21 protein-coding genes and 1 tRNA gene are annotated in these 22,379 nt (G+C 40.5%); 20 read left to right on the forward strand and 2 right to left on the reverse strand.

Annotation, left to right across the window (positions count from 1 at the left end; translation table 11 throughout):
• Positions 1-13 precede the first annotated feature (13 nt).
• The gene (gene radC / locus ESA94_RS20220) at positions 14-703 is read right to left on the reverse strand and encodes a RadC family protein (RefSeq protein ID WP_129132770.1); all 690 of its coding nucleotides are present in this window, start codon (positions 701-703) and stop codon (positions 14-16) included.
• 57 nt (positions 704-760) lie between these two features.
• On the opposite strand from radC, the gene ESA94_RS20225 reads away from it, so the two are divergent.
• From ESA94_RS20225 to ESA94_RS20305, 17 genes are all read left to right on the forward strand, one after another.
• Positions 761-967, forward strand: a complete 207-nt coding sequence (locus ESA94_RS20225; protein WP_129132771.1) for a hypothetical protein — start codon at positions 761-763, stop codon at positions 965-967.
• A gap of 194 nt (positions 968-1,161) precedes the next feature.
• Positions 1,162-2,112 carry a ribose-phosphate pyrophosphokinase gene (locus tag ESA94_RS20230; protein ID WP_129132772.1) on the forward strand — a complete coding sequence of 317 codons (951 nt, stop codon included), beginning with the start codon at positions 1,162-1,164 and terminating at the stop codon, positions 2,110-2,112.
• A 34-nt stretch (positions 2,113-2,146) separates the two neighbouring features.
• The gene (locus tag ESA94_RS20235) at positions 2,147-2,722 is read left to right on the forward strand and encodes a 50S ribosomal protein L25 (protein ID WP_129132773.1); all 576 of its coding nucleotides are present in this window, start codon (positions 2,147-2,149) and stop codon (positions 2,720-2,722) included.
• A gap of 86 nt (positions 2,723-2,808) precedes the next feature.
• Entirely contained in the window at positions 2,809-3,384 is a 576-nt protein-coding gene (gene pth, locus ESA94_RS20240; protein WP_129132774.1) for an aminoacyl-tRNA hydrolase, read from the forward strand.
• Positions 3,385-3,506: 122 nt separating this feature from the next.
• Positions 3,507-4,118 carry a fumarylacetoacetate hydrolase family protein gene (locus ESA94_RS20245; RefSeq protein ID WP_129132775.1) on the forward strand — a complete coding sequence of 204 codons (612 nt, stop codon included), beginning with the start codon at positions 3,507-3,509 and terminating at the stop codon, positions 4,116-4,118.
• A 148-nt stretch (positions 4,119-4,266) separates the two neighbouring features.
• A complete protein-coding gene (locus ESA94_RS20250) occupies positions 4,267-6,276 on the forward strand; it encodes an alpha-ketoacid dehydrogenase subunit alpha/beta (RefSeq protein WP_240671114.1) in 2,010 nt (669 codons plus the stop codon).
• A 143-nt stretch (positions 6,277-6,419) separates the two neighbouring features.
• The gene (locus tag ESA94_RS20255) at positions 6,420-7,016 is read left to right on the forward strand and encodes an RNA polymerase sigma factor (protein WP_129132776.1); all 597 of its coding nucleotides are present in this window, start codon (positions 6,420-6,422) and stop codon (positions 7,014-7,016) included.
• A gap of 130 nt (positions 7,017-7,146) precedes the next feature.
• The gene (locus ESA94_RS20260; protein WP_129132777.1) at positions 7,147-8,190 is read left to right on the forward strand and encodes a FecR family protein; all 1,044 of its coding nucleotides are present in this window, start codon (positions 7,147-7,149) and stop codon (positions 8,188-8,190) included.
• Positions 8,191-8,242: 52 nt separating this feature from the next.
• Positions 8,243-11,752: a SusC/RagA family TonB-linked outer membrane protein gene (locus ESA94_RS20265; RefSeq protein WP_129132778.1), complete on the forward strand. Its 3,510-nt coding sequence runs from the start codon at positions 8,243-8,245 to the stop codon at positions 11,750-11,752.
• A gap of 18 nt (positions 11,753-11,770) precedes the next feature.
• Positions 11,771-13,195, forward strand: coding sequence for a RagB/SusD family nutrient uptake outer membrane protein (locus tag ESA94_RS20270; protein ID WP_129132779.1), 1,425 nt, complete (start codon positions 11,771-11,773; stop codon positions 13,193-13,195).
• A gap of 18 nt (positions 13,196-13,213) precedes the next feature.
• The gene (locus ESA94_RS20275) at positions 13,214-13,966 is read left to right on the forward strand and encodes a DUF4843 domain-containing protein (protein WP_129132780.1); all 753 of its coding nucleotides are present in this window, start codon (positions 13,214-13,216) and stop codon (positions 13,964-13,966) included.
• Positions 13,967-14,015: 49 nt separating this feature from the next.
• A complete protein-coding gene (locus ESA94_RS20280) occupies positions 14,016-15,467 on the forward strand; it encodes a PKD-like family lipoprotein (RefSeq protein WP_164972811.1) in 1,452 nt (483 codons plus the stop codon).
• 142 nt (positions 15,468-15,609) lie between these two features.
• Complete coding sequence (locus tag ESA94_RS20285; RefSeq protein ID WP_129132782.1) at positions 15,610-16,779, forward strand: TlpA family protein disulfide reductase; 1,170 nt, start codon at positions 15,610-15,612, stop codon at positions 16,777-16,779.
• Between the two features lie 12 nt (positions 16,780-16,791).
• Complete coding sequence (locus ESA94_RS20290) at positions 16,792-17,526, forward strand: TlpA family protein disulfide reductase (RefSeq protein ID WP_129132783.1); 735 nt, start codon at positions 16,792-16,794, stop codon at positions 17,524-17,526.
• Positions 17,527-17,574: 48 nt separating this feature from the next.
• Positions 17,575-18,735, forward strand: a complete 1,161-nt coding sequence (locus tag ESA94_RS20295) for a thioredoxin family protein (protein ID WP_129132784.1) — start codon at positions 17,575-17,577, stop codon at positions 18,733-18,735.
• Positions 18,736-18,807: 72 nt separating this feature from the next.
• Positions 18,808-20,163 (forward strand): TlpA disulfide reductase family protein, encoded by a 1,356-nt coding sequence (locus ESA94_RS20300; RefSeq protein WP_129132785.1) that lies wholly within the window; start codon positions 18,808-18,810, stop codon positions 20,161-20,163.
• Between the two features lie 113 nt (positions 20,164-20,276).
• Complete coding sequence (locus ESA94_RS20305; protein WP_129132786.1) at positions 20,277-21,029, forward strand: sulfite exporter TauE/SafE family protein; 753 nt, start codon at positions 20,277-20,279, stop codon at positions 21,027-21,029.
• Positions 21,030-21,045: 16 nt separating this feature from the next.
• Here ESA94_RS20305 and ESA94_RS20310 read toward each other — a convergent pair whose 3' ends face one another.
• A complete protein-coding gene (locus tag ESA94_RS20310; protein ID WP_129132787.1) occupies positions 21,046-21,447 on the reverse strand; it encodes a (R)-mandelonitrile lyase in 402 nt (133 codons plus the stop codon).
• Between the two features lie 29 nt (positions 21,448-21,476).
• On the opposite strand from ESA94_RS20310, the gene ESA94_RS21770 reads away from it, so the two are divergent.
• From ESA94_RS21770 to ESA94_RS20320, 3 genes are all read left to right on the forward strand, one after another.
• Positions 21,477-21,608, forward strand: a complete 132-nt coding sequence (locus ESA94_RS21770; protein ID WP_262708042.1) for a hypothetical protein — start codon at positions 21,477-21,479, stop codon at positions 21,606-21,608.
• A tRNA-Met gene (locus ESA94_RS20315) sits at positions 21,608-21,681 on the forward strand. The genes ESA94_RS21770 and ESA94_RS20315 overlap by 1 nt, the downstream gene beginning before the upstream one ends.
• A gap of 109 nt (positions 21,682-21,790) precedes the next feature.
• Positions 21,791-22,294: a hypothetical protein gene (locus ESA94_RS20320; protein ID WP_129132788.1), complete on the forward strand. Its 504-nt coding sequence runs from the start codon at positions 21,791-21,793 to the stop codon at positions 22,292-22,294.
• Positions 22,295-22,379: the final 85 nt, after the last annotated feature.

The following is a 22,379-nucleotide window of genomic DNA, read 5'->3' on the forward strand; positions in this document are numbered from 1 at the left end:
AACGAGGCTTTTTTTATAGTATGCCTTCGTCGGCAAAACTATAATAACCTTCTTCGCTTACAATAATGTGATCGATCACATTCATATCCAGTAACACAGCGGCTTCTTTAATTTTTCGGGTAAGCATTTCGTCGGCACGGCTGGGTTTTAAACTGCCGCTTGGGTGATTATGACAAAGCACAATGTTTACAGCGTTGTGTTCAAGGGCTTTTTTGAGAATGATGCGTGGATCGGCAACGGTGCCGGTTATGCCTCCTTCGCTGATAACTTCCAGGTGATTGATTTTGTTTGCCCGGTTGAGATAGGCTACAGCAAATACTTCGTGAAGTTTGTCTTGCAGTTGAGCCATGAAGAAATGTGCAATATCGGCACTCGTTTTTACGCTATTTTTAAGTGTTTCTACTGATTTTCGTCTTCGGCCAAGTTCCAATGCTGCAGCAATAGTAACAGCTCTGGCCTCTCCAATACCGCTTGTCTTCATTAATTCTTTCAGGCTTAGTTTGGCTAATTCACTTACATCATCTTTTGCTCTGGATAACAGCTCTTTAGCTACATCTACTGCAGATTTTTTTGAGGTTCCGGAGCCAATTAAAATGGCAATTAATTCTGAGTTACTAAGTGCATCCGGCCCTTTTAATAAGAGCTTTTCACGTGGTCTGTCGTCCTGCGCCCACTGTTTAATTGTAGTTTTGGTGTCTTGCATATTCCAAAATAGCATCTTAAATTTAAAAATCCAATTCATCCGAAAAACCATCAATGTATGCAAACTCATCCCAAAACTGCAGGTATGCGACTGCGTTCCTCTTTTCTCCTTTTTGCTATTGTAGGTAACCTTATCTTTTCTGCTGTATTTGTATTATCAACCGGTGTTCATGTTGTAAAGTCGGGTAATACAATGCAGCCATCAACTACTGTTGAAAAAGAGCCGGTTAAAGAGAAAATGCTTGTGTTAGCTCAAATTAATTAAAGCCTGCCCGCAGGCAGTTTAAAAAATTGGCGGAAAACTTATTCTGTTTTCAAAAAGTTGGACAACCGCCATAAGTCCCGCAATATGTTGCGGGACTTTTTTATTGTTGAAAAACGGTGATGAACCTTATCTGAAAGTTGATTTTAAGCGCTTATCTTCGCCGCAATTTTTATCCCCTTTACAAACAAAAGTTCATGAATCCTTCTGCCAAGATATTCTCAGGCACAGCGTCGAAGTACCTTGCCGAGAACATTGCAGCCAAATTCGGTGTTCCGTTAGGTCAAAGTATTACGCAAAAGTTCAGCGATGGTGAAATTCAGCCCATGTTCCAGGAGAGCATCCGTGGCGATATTGTTTTTCTTATCCAGAGCACATTTTCGCCTGCCGACAATATTCTTGAGCTCCTACTCATGATTGATGCGGCAAAGCGTGCTTCGGCTTACAAGGTAATTCCGGTAATTCCATATTACGGATATGCCCGCCAGGACAGGAAAGACAAACCACGTGTAGCAATTGGCTCCAAACTTATTGCCAACATGCTGGAAGCAGCCGGCGCCGATCGTGTGATTACCATGGACCTGCACGCTGCACAGATCCAAGGCTATTTCGATATTCCGGTAGATCACCTGGAGTCGTCCTCAATTTTCATCCCTTACATTGAAAGTTTAAAGCTGGAAAACCTTACCTTTGCGGCCCCCGATGTGGGTAGTGCCAACAGGATCAGGGAAATTGCCAGCTATTTTGAAGCAGAAATGGTTATTTGCGATAAGCATCGTAAACGTGCAAACGAAATAGCAAGCATGGTGGTAATTGGAGATGTAACAAACAGAGATGTGGTATTGATTGATGACATCTGCGATACCGGCGGCACACTTGTTAAGTCGGCAGCTCTTTTAAAAGAAAAAGGCGCAAGAAGTGTAAGAGCATTAATTACACATCCTGTACTAAGTGGTAAAGCATACGATAATATTAATAACAGTGTGCTCGAAGAACTGGTTGTATGCGATACTATTCCGCTGAAACAGGAAAGCCCCAAGATCAAAGTACTCAGCGTATCCGATCTGTTTGCTGTGGCATTGCGCAACGCTTTTGAAAATAAGAGCATCACCAGCCTGTTTATCCACTCGCAAAGAAGAGATAAATAAGCTGCAAAAAGTAAACTTTTAAATTAGATAAACAATGAAGACAATTACTATCGAGGGTCACTTGAGGACCGAAAACGGGAAGAAAGCCGCCCGTCAACTTCGCTCTCAGGAAATGGTGCCTGGTGTAATTTACGGAGGCTCTGAAGAAGTTAATTTCTACGCTCCTGCCAAAGCATTAAAATCTTTGGTTTACACTCCCGATTTCCAGGTAGCTGAAGTAAAGGTTAATGGCAAGAGCTACAAAGCAATTTTGAAGGATCTGCAATTCGACAAAGTAACAGACTCATTAACACACATCGATCTGTTGGAACTGGTTGAAGACAAAAAAGTAGTTGCAACTATTCCTTTGAAATTTGTTGGTACTTCTAAAGGTGTTAAAGATGGTGGTAAACTCATCACCAAAATCAAATCAATTAAAATCAAAGCTTATCCTAAGTATTTGAAAGAAGCAATTGAAGTTGATCTTACTCCTTTGGAACTGAACGGTAACATTCGTGTAGAAGACATTAAGGCAGAAAACATGGAAGTAATGAACTCTCCACGTATTCCTGTTGCTTCTGTAGTAATGACCCGTCAGCTGAAACAGGAAGAAGCTACAACTAAAAAATAAGCGTAAAGGTTATACAACATTAATCCCCCTTTATACGAGGGGGATTTTTTATTTTAGCTGGTTATACAATACTGAACTTTGGGATAATGAAATTTTTGATTGTTGGATTGGGAAATATAGGAGCGGAGTATGCACACACCCGCCACAATATTGGTTTTGATGTTGTGGAAGCATTGGCTGCAAAATATGCAGCAACATTTCGTACCGATCGGTTAGCTGCGGTAACAGAATTTAAAATAAAAGGAAAGCAGCTGATTGTAATTGAACCATCAACTTACATGAACCTGAGTGGCAAAGCCGTAAAGTACTGGATGGACAAAGAGAAGATTCCTGTTGAACAAGTGCTTGTGGTGGTAGATGAGTTGGCTTTACCTGTTACCAAACTTCGTTTAAGGCCGGGCGGTAGTGATGCAGGACATAATGGATTAAAGAGCATACAGGAACTATTGCAAACAAATACTTATCCACGCTTACGGTTTGGTATTGGTAATAATTATCCCAAAGGAAGGCAGGCCGAGTTTGTATTAAGTAAATGGAACGAAGAAGAGTTGCCGGTTGTTCAAAAAAAAATAGCCGCAAGCGTGGAAGTAATTGAAAGCTTTGTGCTAACGGGTATTGAAAGGACAATGAATCATGCAAACAAAATTGAAATAACACTTTAAATTTCAACTTCCAGATAGTACCTTCGTCGGTACACCAATTCTCCGGAGTTGCTTTTAAAATCTCCTGTCCGCCGAAAATACCATTACCTTAAACCAGATTCTGAACCAAAACAATCGAACCAATGAAAATCTTTTGCGTAGGCAGAAACTACGTTGACCATGCCAAAGAACTAGGAAACGATGTGCCGGATGAGCCGGTAATTTTTTTGAAGCCGAAAAGTGCATTTCTGCAGCCGCATATGCCTTTTTATTATCCCGAATTCACAAACGAACTGCATTACGAAGTAGAGTTGGTATTAAGGGTTTCAAAGAATGGTAAATATATTCAGGAGCGTCATGCATCTAAATACTACAATGCCATTACTGTTGGTATTGACTTTACCGCAAGAGACATTCAGGCCGAACTGAAAAAGAAAGGTTTGCCTTGGGAAATTGCTAAAGCCTGGGATAACTCCGCAGCGGTAGGTAAATTCATCGACCTGAAGCCAGGTATGAACATCAACGATCTTGATTTCAGTTTACAGAAGAACAAGGAAATTGTACAGCAAGGAAATTCGAAAGATATGATGTTTACATTCGATCAGATCGTTTCTTATGTGTCGAACTTCTTTTCTCTCAATATCGGTGATCTCATTTTTACAGGTACACCGGCAGGGGTGGGCGAGTGTGTGGTAGGCGATTTTTTAGAAGCTTATTTAGACAAAGAAGCTTTGCTGGAAGTTGAAGTCAAATAATTTCAAGCAACAAGTTTTAATACAAGCCATTCCTTAAGGGATGGCTTTTTTGTTGCTTACATCCGTTATTTTGCAGCATAATTGCCTGCACATGCTGAATGATGAATTATTGTTAAAAACGTACCGCCTCATGTGTTATGCTCAACACATGGCATTTACTTATGAAGCCAACCGTTCGATTTGTAAATATGTACACTCTACTTCACGTGGGCATGAAGCGATACAACTTGCTACTGCTTTTCAATTAACCACTGCCGATTGGGTTAGTCCATATTATCGTGATGAAAGTTTGTTGCTTGGTCTTGGTTTTGACCCCTGCGAATTAATGCTTCAACTGTTGGCAAAAGCCGATGATCCGTTTACAGGTGGACGGGAATATTATTCGCATCCGAATTACAGGGGAAACGATAAACCGAGTATCATCCATCAAAGCAGTGCAACAGGTATGCAGGTAATTCCTACTACCGGTGTGGCACAGGGGCTGAAGTATTTACAGGCAATAAAATCAGATCAACTAAAAAAAACAAGTGAAGGGCAATCCCCGGTTGTTGTTTGCTCATTAGGCGACGCAAGTATTACAGAAGGTGAAGTGAGTGAAGCATTCCAGTTTGCTGTATTGAAAAAATTACCCATCATTTATTTAGTACAGGATAATAACTGGGGCATTAGTGTAAGCGCCGAAGAAGCAAGAGTGATGGATGCTTATGAATATGCAGGCGGCTTTCCGGGTATGCATCGAATCCGTTGCGATGGCAGCGATTTTACAGAAGCATACGAAACCATGCAACATGTGATCGATCATGTTCGCACTCATCAACAACCTTATTTGGTACAGGCGTATGTGCCATTGCTTAATCATCATACAAGTGGTGTGCGCAAAGAGTTTTACAGAACTGCAGAAGACCTTGAAAAACATTTTAAAGATGATCCGTTCCCAAAACTCCATCAGCTTTGTTTACAGCAGGGCATAGCCGAAGAGGTATTGCAGCAGATAAACTCAGAAGCAAAACAAAGAGTAACAGATGATTTTGAAAAAGCTGTTGCAGCTGCAGAGCCTGATGTTGTAACTGTAGCAGAACATGTATTTGTACCAACTCCGGTGACAGAAGAAAAAGGAGAACGTTCGCCTGCGGATAAAGAAAAGATCATGATGGTGGATGCGGCTTTGTTTGCTATTCGTGAATTGATGGAAGAATATCCTGAGGCTTTATTATACGGACAGGATGTAGGAAAAAGATTAGGCGGTGTGTTTCGTGAAGCTGCAACACTTGCCGAACAGTTTGGTGATCATCGTGTGTTTAACACAGCCATACAGGAAGCATATATTATCGGTTCAACAGTTGGTATGAGTGCAATTGGTGCAAAACCTATTGTTGAAGTACAGTTTGCTGATTATATCTATCCAGGGTTCAATCAGCTCGTAACAGAAATTTCTAAATCATCTTATTTAAGCTGCGGAAAATTTCCGGTGCAAACACTCATACGTGTGCCTATTGGTGCATATGGTGGTGGCGGTCCTTATCATAGCGGAAGTGTTGAAACAACTTTATTGAGTATTAAAGGAATTAAAGTCGTGTATCCTTCTACTGCTGCTGATATGAAAGGGTTGATGAAAGCTGCTTTCCATGATCCGAACCCGGTTGTAATGTTGGAGCATAAAGGTTTATACTGGAGTAAAGTGCCGGGAACAGAAGAGGCAAAAACAGCAGAGCCATCATCTGATTATATTATTCCATTAGGAAAAGGAAGAGTGGTTTTGCAGGCAGATGATGAATTGATTGATGAAGGCGAAACCTGCTGCATCATTACTTATGGCATGGGTGTTTACTGGGCCCTTGCTGCTGCAAAACAGTTTGATGGTGCAGTTGAAATTATTGATCTGCGTACATTGTTTCCATTAGATGAAGAGTTGATTTTTTCTACAGTAAAGAAACATGGCAAATGTTTGGTGCTTACCGAAGAACAACAAAACAATTCATTTGCAGAGGCATTGGCTTATCGCATTACATATAATTGTTTTCAATGGCTCGATGCACCTGTTGAAGTATTAGGTGCATTGAACGTACCCGCTGTTCCCATGAACATGGCTCTTGAAGAAGCAGTATTACCCAATGCAACGAAAGTACGGGAGCGCTTGTGGAAATTATTTAATGTGTAAACAACCACATCTTAAAAATCAATCGTATTTGTTCAGCAACGGTTCTTCGAATATTTAGTGCTCACACGATTGCGCAATCTGTTACCATTTTTTTTACAATGATCTAACTTTAAATTAATAGTAAAGTTATCTTGTGACCATTCATGGACAGCAACGGTTTTCATAATAAAGATGAGCAGGAGCTTTGGCGTTCCTTTGTTTCAGGCAATGATCAAAGCCTTGAAACCCTTTACCGTCGCTATTTTGACGAGCTGTACAACTACGGTAATAAATGGCTCAACAACCCTTCGCTTACACAGGATTCTATACAAGACCTGTTTGTTAAACTTATGCGTAACAGGAGCAACCTCACCATTCCTGATTCTGTTAAGTATTATTTGCTGCGTTCTTTCCGATCGATTGTACTGGATAAGTTGAAAGTAAATGATCGTATGAAATTGATGGATGAGCCAAAGGAACATATGTTCCAGGTTGAGTTATGTCCTGAGGAACAAATGATCGGGCAGGAGGAAGATAAGCGCTTGCAGAAACAATTGACCGAAGCCATTCAGCAACTTACACCACGCCAACGTGAAGCTGTTTTTCTAAAATACCAGGAAGGGCTTTCTTACCCTGAAATTGCAGAGATGCTTGCGCTTTCGCAAAAAGCAACCTACAAGTTAGTTGCCAGGGCTATACAAACACTCCGTACCATTACAGATTCAGCCACATTGATTATTGCATTTTTTCTTTATACATAAACAGTTGCTTCTGCATGCATGAAGAAAAAAATAAAAATAAATTAAAATCAATGGGGTAAACCGGAACAGGACTTCGTCTTTTACTTATTAAATCCATGTCCCGGGCGCCCAACAGCAAAACAATAACCTTATGGCCTTTTCAAATGAGTATTACGAACATCTGTCCTTGGAGGAATTGGTGCAGGATGATTTTTTCATTACAAGCGTAAAGCAACCCAATGAAAAAACAAAAACATTCTGGGCAGGGTTTGTACTGCAATACCCACAACGGAAGAACGATGTGGATGCAGCAATGCAGTTTGTAAAGAGCCTGGAGTTTGAGCAGGATGTTGCTGAGCAAGGAGTGAAAGAAAAACTTTGGCAGGCAATTACTGCACAGGCTGCTACAGAACCGAAGGTCGTATCAATGATCAACCGGAAACGATGGATGTGGGCGGCTGCAGCAATCATAGGTGTTTTATTCGTGTCGGCTGCATGGCTGTTGATACAGAAAAGTTCTTTTACAACCTTCACGGCACAATATGGCGAGGTGAAGCAGTTAGTGTTGCCCGATCAATCGGTTGTAACACTCAATGCCAACTCTGAGCTTGAATTTAAAAAGCAATGGAAAGAAGGCGAAGTAAGGGAAGTATGGTTAACAGGTGAAGCATTTTTTGATGTAAAGCATTTACATCAAGAAGGTAACCTTGTAAAAGAATCGGATCGTTTCCTGGTACATGTTGGCGACATGACGGTGGAAGTACTTGGAACCAGTTTTAATGTTAGTGCCCGTAAAGCAGAAACAAAAGTGGTGCTGCAAACAGGTAAAGTAAGAGTTGATTTTAAAAATAAGAAGAGTGAGAGTATGCTGATGGAACCGGGTGATCTTGTGAAATACAACCAATCAACTAAACAGGTTGTAAAAGAAAAGACCGATACCATAAGCACAGTGGCATGGAAGAAAAAAGAACTGATGTTAAACAACACATCTGTTCAGGACATCATCAACAGTATTGAAAATAATTTTGGTTATAAGGTAGAAGTGGCCGATCCGGCAATATTAACAAGGAAACTGGCTATAACAGGTAACACTGCTACCATCTCGTTGGAAAACGAACAAACATTATTCGAAATTTTGGAAGTGAGCCTGAACGTTGAAATAACAAAAAGCAACGATACACTGTATATCAAATAGAGGATCAGTTACAGAAGGTATCATTTAACGTTTACCAAAAACACAACTGCAAATGAGAAAAATTTTGCAACGGACATTTCCGTTGATGACCATCTTATGCTCGGCATTGATTGCAACAGCCCCGGCTTACCAGTTGCATGCTGCGCCCGCTGAATATGATTTCTTTCAGCAGGAAGCACCGTTAAAAACTTTGTTGAAACAGATAGGAGCACATTATAAAGTGGCTATTCTTTTTGAAGAAAGTCTTGTGCAGGGCAAATCATCTTCTTACAAATTCAATCCGAAAGGAACCACACTTGCACAATCATTAAATGAATTGCTTAGTCCTCTTGGATTAAAAGCACACAAGGTTGACGAACAGAATTATGTAGTAGTTGCGGTATCAAAAAAACCAACAACAACTTCTGCACCACAAAACAAACCAGAAGAAACAAACAATAACCAGGAAGCAGTAACGCCTCCAACAGTTATTGCAACAGAAACAAGACCTGAAACTGTTTATGTACCTGTTACAGGAAAAGAAACAACTGCAACAATGGTAAAAGGCCGTGTGGTAAATACACAAGGCGAAGAACCAGTACCTGCTGCAACAATTACGATCAAAGGAACCAAGATAGCCACCACATCAGATGCGGATGGCTATTTTTCTATACAGTTACCTGGTGCACGTGGCATGCTCAACATCAGTCATGTAAATTATAATGCAATTGATATTCCGGCTGATACACGCAACAATATGCTTATCCGTATTTCAAGTAAGGATAAGCAGTTAAGCGAGGTGGTAGTATTGGGAACATTTAAACGTCCCAAAGAAAGTTTTACAGGATCTGCCACTACAATCACTGGCGATCAGATCCGCCAGGTAAACAGCATCAGTGCATTGGATGCAATTAAATTATTTGAACCATCCATCCGTATTCCGGATAACATGTCGTTCGGTAGCGATCCCAATCGTTTACCCAATATTACATTGCGTGGTACTAACAATTTTCCACAGCAATCAGTCAATACATCTGTACCAACATCCGGTGCCGATTTCATGGCTACGTATGCAACAAACCCAAGTCAACCTTTATTTATTCTGGATGGTATTGAAGTAAGTATTCAGAAGATCTATGATCTGGATATGAACCGCATTGCCACGTTCACCATTTTAAAAGATGCAGCAGCAACATCCGTGTATGGAAGTCGTGCTGCCAATGGTGTGATAGTGGTTGATACCAAACAACCCGAAGCAGGTAAACTTCGCCTCAGCTATAGTGGTATGATGCAGGTAACAGGTCCTGATCTTACCGTTTATGATTTGACCAATGCAGAAGAAAAACTGGAAGTAGAACGTTTGGCTGGTTTGTTCACTACGTATTCAAGTGGCATTCGTCCTGATGCAGATGCGGTGTTGCGTACCCGTTATGCTAACCGTCTTGCAGCAGTGCAAAGAGGAGTAAATACTTATTGGTTATCGCAACCGGTGCGTACAGGTTTTGGTCAACGTCATTCGATTTTTCTTGAAGGTGGCGAAAAAAATTTCCGTTACGGTCTTGATCTTGGATACAATGCTGTGGCAGGTGTAATGAAAAATAGTGGAAGGCAAACCTACAGCGGTGCAATGAATTTTGTATACACAAATAAAGGCATCCAGGTAAAGAATGTATTGTCGGTAATGTTTAACAATGCAAGGAATTCCAACTATGGTTCTTTTGCTGATTATGCAAGACAAAATCCATACTGGAGTCCTTATGATGCGAATGGTGATTATGTAAAAGTGCTGGAAGTTTCTATCGACGCACTTGGACAAGGCCCTTCCAATTATTACAACCCTTTATACAATACAACGCTTAACACAGTTGACAAGTCAGGATATTCAACCATCATGAACCAGTCTTCTCTTGTCTGGACAATGGGAAGAGGATTTCGCTTATCAGGACGGTTAGGTATTACACAACAGAAAGATGAAAGCGATGTGTTTCTTCCTTCGCAACACACTTCGTTTGCAACGCAAACCGACATTACCAAAAAAGGAAGCTATACAAAAGGTAGCGGAAAGTTTTTTTCGTATGATGGTAATCTGCAACTTGATTACAGCAAGCGATTTGGCAAACACCAGATATTTAATACCACGGCAGTTAACGTAGCGCAAACAGCAAGCAGTTTTGTATCCATTTATGTAGAAGGGTTTCCTAATCAGCGTTTAGATGAGATCGGGTTTGGTAATGCCTATCCGCAAAACTCAAGACCGGGCAACAGGAATTCTATTTCACGACGTTTTTCCAGTTTCAATAACCTGAGTTATAATTATGAAGGCCGTTTCCAGGCAGAAGTGAATGTGAGCATCGATGGTTCATCACAGTTTGGTATCAACAACAGCTTTGCACCTTTCTGGAGTTTTGGTGGAAGCTGGAACCTGCACAACGAAAAGTTTTTCAAGCAACATAAATTCATCAGCCAGTTCCGCATACGTGGTACAATGGGTTCAGTAGGTGATAGCCGCTTTCCTCCTTACTTAGGTATCACTACCTATCGTTACTATACCGATCAGGCAATGCGTGGTCAGTTAGGTGCAACGCTTATTGGTTATGGTAATCCTAACCTGCAATGGCAGCAAACCATTAAACGCAATGCAGGTGTTGATCTTTCTATTTTACAGAATCGCATTAACCTCGGCTTTGAATTATACAATGAGTTAACACAAAGTCTCATTCTTGATGTAAACACTGCACCATCTGTTGGTGTTACCAGCTATCGTGAAAATGTTGGTAAGCTCGAAAACAAAGGCTACGAGTTCAGAGCAAATGCTGTAGTTCTCAGCAAACCTGAAAAGCGTATGAATTGGACAGTGTTTGTAAACGGTAGTCACAACGATAACCGCATTAAAGAACTTTCAAACCAGTTAAAGAAACAAAACGAACTGAATGATAAAGCAGATCAAACACGTCCGCAAAACAAGTATGAAGTTGGTAGAAGTGTTAATGCCATTTGGGCTGTACGTTCATTGGGTATCGATCCAAGTAATGGTCGTGAAGTATATCTCAATCGTTTCGACAGTATTACTTATATATGGGATGTAAAAGATAAAGTGATTGTTGGCGATGCTGTATCGAAGCTGCGTGGAAACTTCGGTACAAGTTTTATGTGGAAAGGATTTACAGTTGGGTTCTACTTCAGTTACGAACTGGGTGGTGTAATGTATAACCAAACACTGGCCGACAGAGTAGAAGATGCCAATCTTACTTACAATGTTGACCGTCGTGTTTTACTCGGACGTTGGAAAGCTCCCGGCGATGTTACTTATTTTAAAGGACTGGCCGATGAGAACGGACGTACCGTTTCTAGTAAAACTAACGCTACATCACGTTTTGTGCAAAAGAGTAACTATATCAATGCAGAGAGTGTTACACTCAGTTATCAGTTGCCCGAAAAACTCAATAAGCAGTTAAAGCTGAATAACACACGTATCAATTTTACTGTAAATGATATTCAGCGCTGGTCGTCTATTGAAATAGAGAGGGGAACACAATATCCATTTGCAAGAAACTTTACCGTAAACATCAGTACACAGTTTTAATCAATAACGAGAAACAAGATGAAAGCAACATATTTTATTTCTGCAATACTGGTGACGTTGCTCTTTGCAACGACCGGCTGTAAAAAGTGGCTCGATGTAAGCCCGAAGACAGAGATCAGGGAACAGATCCTCTTCAGCGATGAACAGGGATTTAAAGATGCAATGATCGGCACATACACTTTAATGGGCGGCGCCAGTACTTACGGCACCAATCTTACAATGGGTGTGCTCGATGGTATGGGGCAGCGTTACAATACTGTTTCAGCCACAACACATGCTTATTATTATCCTGCCCGTTACGATTATACAAACACCGCATCAAAAAACTATATCAATGCTATTTGGGGTGGTTTGTACACTGCAGTTGCCAATGTAAACAACATTTTACTGCAGGCCGATGCAAAGAAACAGGTATTCAGGGGGAATAATTATAACCAGGTAAAAGGTGAGGCGTTGGCATTACGTGCATTTCTTCATTTCGATCTCCTGCGTTTGTACGGAGTAGCGCCGGTGGTTGATCCAAATCGCAAGGCCATCCCTTATGTAACAAGTTTCGGTGTGAAAGTTTATCCATTGTTGACAGTAAATGAAGTGATTGACAGTTGTTTGAAAGATCTTTCCACAGCAGAACAATTATTGAGTTCAGATAAAACAGTTCGTCTTGATTATGTAAACGATCCTTTTCTTTCTTACACACGCAATCACATGAACTATTGGGCGGTGAAGGGATTACAGGCTCGCATTTATTTATACCGAGGCGATAAAACAAATGCATTGGCTGCTGCATTGGAAGTGATCAATAACCAGGCAACTTATTTTCCGTTTGTTAATTCAACTGCCGTAACAGCAAGTACGAATCGTGACCGGACTTTCAGCACAGAACATCTCTTTGCCCTGCATGTGTTTAAGTTGAAAGATATTACTGACGCACTAACCAAAACATCAGTGGTCAATGGTGTGCCAACGCTTGCCCATACTACTGCAACCATTCAAAGTGTTTATGAGTTTAGTTCAGGAGGGAGTTCTGACCTGCGTTATGCAAATCTTTTCACACCTTATACTACCTCTTCTTCCTGTAACAAATACTGGCAGGATGATGTTGTGTCTGAACAGTACAAAGGAAATGTTCCGTTAATACGTTTAAGTGAAGTGTTCTACATAGCTGCAGAAGCTGCTGCTACACCTGCTGATGGTGTGAATTATCTTAACGCTGTACGTGTAAAACGTGGGTTGGTTGCATTGGCTTCCACCATCAGTGATGCAGTATTGCAAACAGAAATATTGAAAGAATATAAAAAGGAGTTTTATGCTGAAGGTCAACTTTTTTATTATTTCAAACGCCGCAATGCCGCACGTGTAGATGGTATTACCGTTAACATGACGGATGCTACCTACACATTTCCTTTACCCGAAGATGAAATTGAATTTGGTCAACGATTCTAAACCCAAAACCAACAACGCATGTTGAAGAATATACAATCCTTGTTTTTGATCATCATCATTTTAGCAGCAGCATCAGCCTGCAAAAAAAGTGAGCTGACGAAATATGAGCTTGCTGATATGATCTACATCTACAAAGAAGCTTACAATGCTAAAAAAGACAGTGCTCTTTGCTCCTTTGCTGTAAAGTCGAACAGTTTGCTGGTAGATACCGTGAAAGTATCGGTACGCATCATGGGGCTTGCAAAAAATTACGACCGTGAAGTGAAGCTGGAAGCAATTGATACTGCAACAACAGCTGTAGCCGGAGTTCACTATAAGTTTCTTCCGTATGTGATCAAAGCAGGTGCATACAACGCCGATCTGCCGATAGTGATCAACCGTACTGCTGATATGAAAACACAAGGTTTCACCTTAACAGTTAAAGTAGCAGAATCGAAAGATTTTAAACCGGGTGTTCCTAATTCAGCAGTGGCTGGAAATTTTGCAGGCGCATCTCTCCGCTATTTTATCCGCATGAATGATTTCCTGACCAAGCCATCCAACTGGGATGCGCAGTTGAATACTTATTTCGGTGCGTACAGCCAGGTGAAATTCAGATTCATAATTGATATGACGGGCATTACTGAGTTTGCAATAGGAGCAGCACCATTAATGTCGTTTGGAGAAATTACTTACTACAAAGCATTCCTTAAAAGTAAACTAACGGAATATGTAGCGGCAAATGGGCCGCTGATAGATGAGAATGGTGGAGTGGTAACATTCCCGAACTAAATAGCAAAACGAAACCTTAACTAATTTCTATACCAACCAAATGTGTACGATGAAAAAAGCATTGATCCATCAACTCTTTACAATACTGCTTACGGCAGTTGTAGTTACGGGTTGTTATAAAGATAAAGGCAACTATGATTACAAAGAACTCAACAAAGTAACAATCGAAGCAGATGTTACCGGTGCAGTATCGGTATTGTTACAGGATACATTAACCATCAATACAACGATTACCGAAACAATACCATCAACAGGCGGGTATGATTATGAATGGGTGCTATACCAGAATATTGGAGCGCCGATTACACGCTGGGCACTTGCTACAACCAAAAATCTGAAAGCCCAGATCACACAAACTCCGGGCACCTACAAGTTGGATTATTTTATGAAAGACAAGGCATCCGGTATCAGTTATCTGAAATCGTTTACCATCAACATTGTTGGTAAGTTCAATGAAGGCTGGTTGGTGATTGAAGAAGAAGGTGGGGCTTGTGATCTTTCAATGATTGCTCCTAACGATGCGATCTTTCGTGCCATTTATTCGTCTGCTAACAAAAATCATTTTTTACCGGTAGGTTCACATCGTGTAACTGTTGTAAGAGATCGTTTGGGTGTGCAGAAAGTATATGTGCTTTCGCCCAATGAATTTACACAGCCTTACTTTGTTGATTTTTTGAAAGTAGGTTCATTTAACGATCAGTTCTGGGGACCACCTTCTATAAAAAAACCGCAGGAGTATTTTATAGAAGGAAGCTCTAATGAAGTGATGCTGAATAACGGTTATCCGTTTGGTATGACAACGATGGTGCCTGCGCCTTATAAACTGAATCTGCAGGCTCCGGGTACCTGGGATCTTGAGCCATACAGTATTTACACTACTAGCAGTGGTTTTGTTTTTTACGATAAATTGTCACAACGTTTTTATAAGTACAATCTTACCGATCTTTTTCCCTTTGCTGCGCCGCCATCGAGTGCTGTGTTTAATGTAAACAATGTAGGAAAGAAGATGTTGTTTGCAGGAGCAGGTACAGGTCAGCTATACAATTGTATTTTCAAAAACAACAACGATGATTCGGTGTTTGCATTTACAATGAACCCATCATTAACAAATCCGGCGATTGATACAGCTTTTATTCCTGCGGCAAATGCACCGGGATTAGTTAATGCAACAAAATTCATCAGCAGTAAACTGTTGCCACATGTGTATTATGTAAATGGCAATCAATTGTACCTGCTCGATATTCCTGCACGCAGGGCAAGAGTTGTGTTTACATTCCCTGCAGGCACAGAAGTAGCCAGTATGAAACTACATGTTAACCTGAAAAATGGAAGCGATGTGTACCAGAACAAACAGATTGCAGTAGCAGCTAACGAAGGCAGCAATGGTAAAGTGTATTTGTTTACCATTGAAGCAACAGGCGATTTTACCGGCAATACATATCGTAAACTATATACCGGCTTTGCAAAACTGAATGATATTGCATTGAAGTGGGCACCGTAAAAAACTAAGTGTACTGATAGTAAAAGGCTCACTAAAGCAGTGAGCCTTTTTTCAAACCGAAATATCGCCATTCATCAACCTTCTGTTTAAGCGTGGGGCAAAAACAATTTTCTATCCGTCTTCAATAACAAATCAATTTGCAATGAAGTATTGTTTACTGTTGATCCTTTTTTCTATTACTACACAACTGAATGCACAAACAGCCGACAGTCTTGTCATAAGCGGCATCCTAAAGGGGCAGGGCAATGAAAAGATTGGGTTGAGTTTTCCCGATGAAAATGGTAAACAACAATACTATTCTGCAACGGCAGAGAACGATCGTTTCAGTTTTAAAGTGAAGAAGCAATTGCAACCGGTGGTGGCTCGTTTCAGCAGCAGCCGTTCACAGCAATCCCGTTCTGTTGATGGCAAACCAAGCGGCAACCCGGCGCCAACGCTTGAGTTTTTTGTGTCAGATGCAGCGATTATTATTGATGGTTCTGTAGAAGAATTGTTTGCAGCAATGGTAAAAGGAGGAAAAGAGAATGATGAGTTTTTATCCTATCGCAAAACAGTTGCAAAGTGGGAGATAAGAAAATGGGAAATACTCAACAGTTTTTATAAGCCGGAAATAGCAAACGACAGCAGCCTTCGTAATAAGCTGATGGCGGAAGGGATAAAAAACAGTAAGCAACAAACAGAAGCGCAAAAACAATTCATAAAAGAACATCCATCTGCATTCGGCAGTTTGTTTTTACTGAGCCGCATGGAAAACCTGTACACCGCTGCTGATTACGAAACGGCGTTCAACAATCTTGGTGAGGAATACAAACAAACAGCAATGGCAAAACGCATTGCAAAGCGTATTGAATTTTTGTCGCCCACGGCTATAGGTAAACCTGCAGTGCAGTTCATTAAAAAAGATAAGGACGGAAAGGAAATTGATCTTGCCAATTATAAAGGCAAGGTTGTGCTGCTCGATTTTTGGGGAAGCTGGTGCGGCCCCTGCCGTGCAAGTCACCCGCATTTAAAAGAGTTGTATGCAAAATACATGAGCAAAGGTTTTGAGATCATTGCTATTGCACAAGAAACAGCAAAAACGGCGGAAGAGCAACGGGAGAAATGGTTAACTGCTATAGAAAAAGACGGGATCGATTGGGTGCATGTGCTCAACAATGAAGACAAAGCCACACAGGATCTTGTAAAAGAATATCGTGTTACTGCATTCCCTACAAAGATCATGTTAGACAAAGACGGAAAAATTCTCTTACGCATTACCGCCAGCGCTACAGATGATATTGATGTAATGCTGGAGAAAATATTTGGAAAGTAATCAACAGAACTTATGAAAAAACAGTTTAGACTCGTTTCGCTACCACAAAAATCAACTGCTTCTCTTATCACGCTGACCATTCTTTTTTTTCTGTCAGGAAGTTTTATCTCTTCTTGTAAAGCGTTACAGATTAACAGCTATCTAAAATCATTTAGTAAGTATAAAAGCAAGAAGTTTCCTGCTATCCCGCTGTTGGATACTGCCGGTAATATCGTGTACCTGAAAAGTTCTTCAAAGTCCATTATGTATGTTGATATGTGGACTAAAAACTGTATTCCTTGTGTTAGTGAATTTAAAAAAATGCCTGGGCTCACGCAGCGGTTTAAAGGGCAAAATGTAGAGTTTGTGTATATCTGTAATCAGCCAGCATCGAAAAAGGAGTGGCTGAGTGACATAAAAAAATATGGCCTTGAGCATGGAACTCATTATTATATCAACGATTCCTTGTACCAAATTTATGAAAAGGACATTCTTAAAGTTGCGGAGGCGTACCCAACCTATCACCTGTTAAATACTGAAGGAGAATTTTTAGGATTTGAAATACCTGCTCCATCTGATGGCTTTTTAACAGAGTACATTATCAGCAATGGTCTCAAAAACAAAACGGCTAAAGAGTCTGCCAAATACGTTATCCGGGAAACTTCAAAAGAAAATCCTGATCCCGGGTTCACTGATTGGTTCTATCAGCACTATGGAATTTCCTTCGCTGACTTTAAGTTGAAAAGCCTAAGGAACAATAATGAATAATGATGTTACAAATAAAATTATTAAACAAGTAAACAGCAAACAATATACATGAAGAAGATCCTCAGTTCAATTGTATTTATTGCATGGCTGCTATCGGCAGCAGCACAGGAAAACGAGATTCTGCAACATACCACATCGTGGGAAGCAGCATTGCAAAAAGCAAAACAGGAAAAGAAACTGTTGTTTGTTGATTGTTATTTCACCGGTTGTATTCCATGCGCACAAATGGATAAAGATGTGTTTCCGAATACACTTGTAAGTAGCGAATTGCAGGAGTCGTTTGTCGCCATTAAAGTAGATGTGTTTAAAGAAAAGCTGGGCGATACCATCAATATGAAATATGGTGTGAGTGGTTTTCCTACATTTTTAATTCTTGATCCATCGGGCAAGCTGCTGTCGATGTTTGTTGGGTTTCAGGATCCTTCTTTGCTGATGAGGCAACTGACAGAAGCCAAACAAAAACAAAAGCGAAATGAATTTTTATCGGGCTTTTCAACAAACATCGGTACAAGCTATCCTGTGTTCTACCAAAAGTTTTACGACCGTGCCGATCGTAAGATCGATGTGCCTGCTGCCAATGCATGGATCAAAGAACAAAAAGAGTGGAAGTCGGAAGCGGTGGCAATTGCTATGCTTAAAATAAATAAACTCGATCCGGCAATTGAAGAGTATCTGCTCAACAATTATGCAAGTTACAAAGCCATGTATGGCGATGCATTGGTATTGGGCCGTACAACCAATATCCTCACCGATCAATTGAATAAAATGCTGAACAAAGAAAAGAACGAAGAAGCATTTAAAAACTTTCTTACAACAAAAGCAAAGCAGTTTCCTGCAGCCGATTGGAAGATCATGCGTTTCCTGTTGGGCAATCATTACTACTGTGCTGTTGCAAAAGATACGATGGCCTTATTGCAGTTCATCAGCGAAGAACCTGTGCTGTACATGAATTATATGGGAGCATTGTACAGCAACCTGCTGGTGCGTAAGCAACTGAATCCAACAACACTTGCGTTGTTATGCAAGTGGGCTGATAAAGCTGTTACAGCTGATGCGCCTTTGGAAATGATGACCACAGCTGCATCATTCTATCGCCAGAACAAGGATATGGAAGGGTATAAGCGTTTCATCAATATGGCCATTGAAAAGGCCAGGCGCTACAATATGCCGGTTGAACGTTATGAAAAAATGCTGACAGCAAATCAATAACTGAAAAGCAATTGAACCGGTGGGGTAAACCCTGTTCATTCTTCGTCTTAACTCACAAATCAAAACAAGTACATGCGTAAACTTAGTTTAGTATTTCTATTGCTTTGCATAAACAGCCTGCTGTATGCAAATGAAGCATTGACGATTATTAAAGGAAACATCAACAGGGAAAATGTGCGTACCGCTGTTTTGTTTTCTGTGTTTGAGGGAAAGAAAGTGGAGTTTGCTACAACAAGAGTAACAAACAACAACTTTGCATTTGCTATTCCTGAAGTGCAGGAAGGCTATTATTATATCAGCGATCAGCGGAGAAATTCATTTACAAGAATCTATCTCACACCAAACGATCAACTGGAACTAAACATCAGTGATGATGGTTATGAAGTTGTAAAAGGATCAAAGGAAAACAAACTGCTGCAACAGTGGTTTACTACATCTTATCCAGTAACCTATCCTGCTTTAAACTGGATGAAAGATACCAGCAGTTTCAAAACTTATTTTCCAAAACTGGAAGCATTCATACCTGTGCATGCTGCATTCAAAAAGAAAATGAAAACGGGCAATCCGCAATTTGATGCGTTGTTTCGTATTTCAGTTGATGCCGATATTGAATTTGCAGCAATGAAGTTTTTGCTGGTGCCTCATTCTGTTCATCCGAAGAGAGAAGATTATCCTGCTTATTATGCCGGTATCATTAAGCCGGTGAAATTTCCAAGTGCTTTGTTCCTGCAGTCAGGTGATGCAGTGGAAGCCATTAACCTGTACATGTCGTTTCATTATCTCATGAATCGGCCTGAAGGAAAACCAGAAAACAGGTTGCTCTCCAATTGTAATCTTATTGCCAACGATACAATCAAAGGAGCTTATGTTGCCAATGCACTCAGCTATAAAACCTATGAAGCATTGGAAAAAGATATTGCACCTGTTAAACAATATCTCGTAACCGATAGTATGCAGTCTGCTTATTTCCGTGCATTGAAATCAGTTGCCGGATTTAAGAAGGGGAGTGTTGCTTACAATTTTACAGTAGAAGATATCAATGGAAAAAAAGTAAGCATGGCCGATCTGAAAGGCAAAGTTATTTTGATCGATATGTGGGCAACCTGGTGCGGTCCCTGCAAAGTAGAGATACCGCATTTTAAAAATCTTGAAAGGGAATTTGCAGGAAAGAACATTGAGTTTGTAAGTATATCAGTTGATGTGGAGAAGGATAAAGAGAAATGGAAGAACATGGTACAGAAAGATGAACTCGGAGGAACACAATTGTTTGCAAACGGATGGAGTGAGATCACCAAGTATTACGACATTACCGGTATTCCTCGTTTCATGGTATTTGATACCGAAGGAAAGATTGTAACAGTGGATGCTCCACGTCCTTCAAGTCCTGAATTAAAAGTGTTGTTGCAAAACACACTTGATGGAAAGTAAAGCTATTTAGTTTTCTCATGTTGATTATATCACGGGTTATTTCTATAGCCCGTTTTTTTTGCAGGTAATGAAGCGCTGGTTATGGTTATAAAAATTTCTGTTTCTTTACAGCAATGGACATTCTTACACATTATTCAATTACACAGTGGCTGCTTGTATTACTTGCGGCGTTTATCATTGGATTGGGAAAAGCCGGACTGAAAGGAGTGGATATGCTTTCGGTTACCATTATGGCATTGGTGTTTGGGGGTAAATCGTCAACAGGTATTGTATTACCGCTTTTATGTACGGCCGACATTGCAGCTGTGTATTATTATAACCGGCATGCACAATGGAATCATTTCTGGAAGCTGGTTCCGTGGATGGCTGTTGGTATTCTGTTAGGTGTTTATTTAGGAAAGGATATGGATGAAAAGCTGTTCCGTCAACTAATGGCAGTCATTGTTGTATTAACGATCGCCATTGTGTTGTTTATGGAGTTACGCAAGAGTACCACAGTACCCAAACATCCGATGTTTGCAGCAGGTACGGGTTTGGCAGCAGGCTTTACCACCATGATGGGGAATCTTGCGGGTGCATTTGCCAATCTTTACTTCCTGGCCATGCGTTTACCCAAGAACGATTTTATAGGAACAGCTGCCTGGTTATTTTTAGTAATCAATTTATTTAAACTTCCATTCCAGGTTTTTTACTGGAAGAACATTACAGAAAACACATTGCTTACTGATTTAATGTTGTTACCTGCACTGGCGCTGGGTTTTCTGCTGGGCATTAAACTTGTAAAAAAACTGCAAGACAGCAGCTACAGAAAAGTAGTGATGCTGTTTACGCTGATTGGTTCGGTATTGATGTTGTTGAAGAGGTGAAGTGTTTTGTCGAGCATTACTTTATATTCCCATATTCTTCATCTGAAACTTGTTCCATCCACTCAACAACTTTCCCGTTTAGATTTTCCTGTATCGCAATATGCGTCATGCCGGTTGTTAGCGTAGCGCCATGCCAATGTTTTTCGCCCGGTGCAAACCATACCACATCACCGGGGTGAATTTCCTGAATTGGCTCTCCTTCACTTTGAGCCCAACCACAGCCGGCAATAACAATTAATGTTTGTCCCAAGGGATGTGTATGCCAGGCCGTTCTTGCGCCTGGTTCAAACGTAACACTTGCTGCGGCTGCTCGTCTCGCTTCATTCGGTTGAAATAATAGATCAATACGTACTGCACCGCTAAACCAGTCTGAAGAACCTTTTGCGGATGCTTGAGAACCTATTCTGTTTAGTTCCATATAGGAATATTTAATTGTAAGCAAATTACATGGAATACAGTTTTAACGATGATGGATTTGACTTAGGAACTAATTTTACGCATGATTTTAAGAAAGTAAAAAAATGCTTTAAAAATTGGTTGGCTCAAAAAGTGGAAACCGCTATCTTTGCCGCCCGTTAGCCGGGGTAGCTCAGCTGGTTAGAGCATCGGATTCATAACCCGAAGGTCGGCAGTTCAAGTCTGCTCTCCGGTACTAAGCCTAAGTCCTTTATTTACAGAGGATTTAGGCTTTTCTCTTTTTAACCCCTTGATTGTGAAAATGGTGCAGTTAACACTTTCGTTAACACTCTCATTTTTTACACATGATTGAACTCCCTTTTGGCTGTTATTGTACAGACCTAAAAGTCACTCCCAAAAACTGGCAAACGAACAAATCCACTATCAAAAAAGAGTGGATGATTTACTATCGGTTTTATGACCCACGCTTTAAGCAAGAGCCGAAATTTAAGAAAGGAAAACTGGTGGTTTTAAAGGGAATGAATCCCTTTACCAATTTCCCGGAAAGGGTGAGCAAAACCCGGGAAATAATACAGGCAGAACTGGATAAACTCAAAAACAAGGGCTACAATCCAATTACAGCTAAGTTCGTAAGCCTACCAGTTGAAGTATCAGAGATAACACCGTCTACTCCCCTTATGGAGGCATTGGAATTAGGATCAAAAAGACTGGTTATTGCTTTATCAACGGCAAGGGATATACGTAGTATTCTTGAATCAGTAAGAGAAGCCGCATATCAATTACGATATACAGACCTGCCCGTGGTAACTGTAAATACCACCCAAACTAACCCCCTTCCGCCATTTTAAATTGACCCCCTAAAAAAATCATCCAAAAACTGGTGGAGAGATGTTCTGAAGCTGTTAAAGAACTGGCTGTTTTTTGTTTATCAAA

Source organism: Lacibacter luteus, assembly GCF_004118265.1.
Taxonomy (GTDB): domain Bacteria; phylum Bacteroidota; class Bacteroidia; order Chitinophagales; family Chitinophagaceae; genus Lacibacter; species Lacibacter luteus.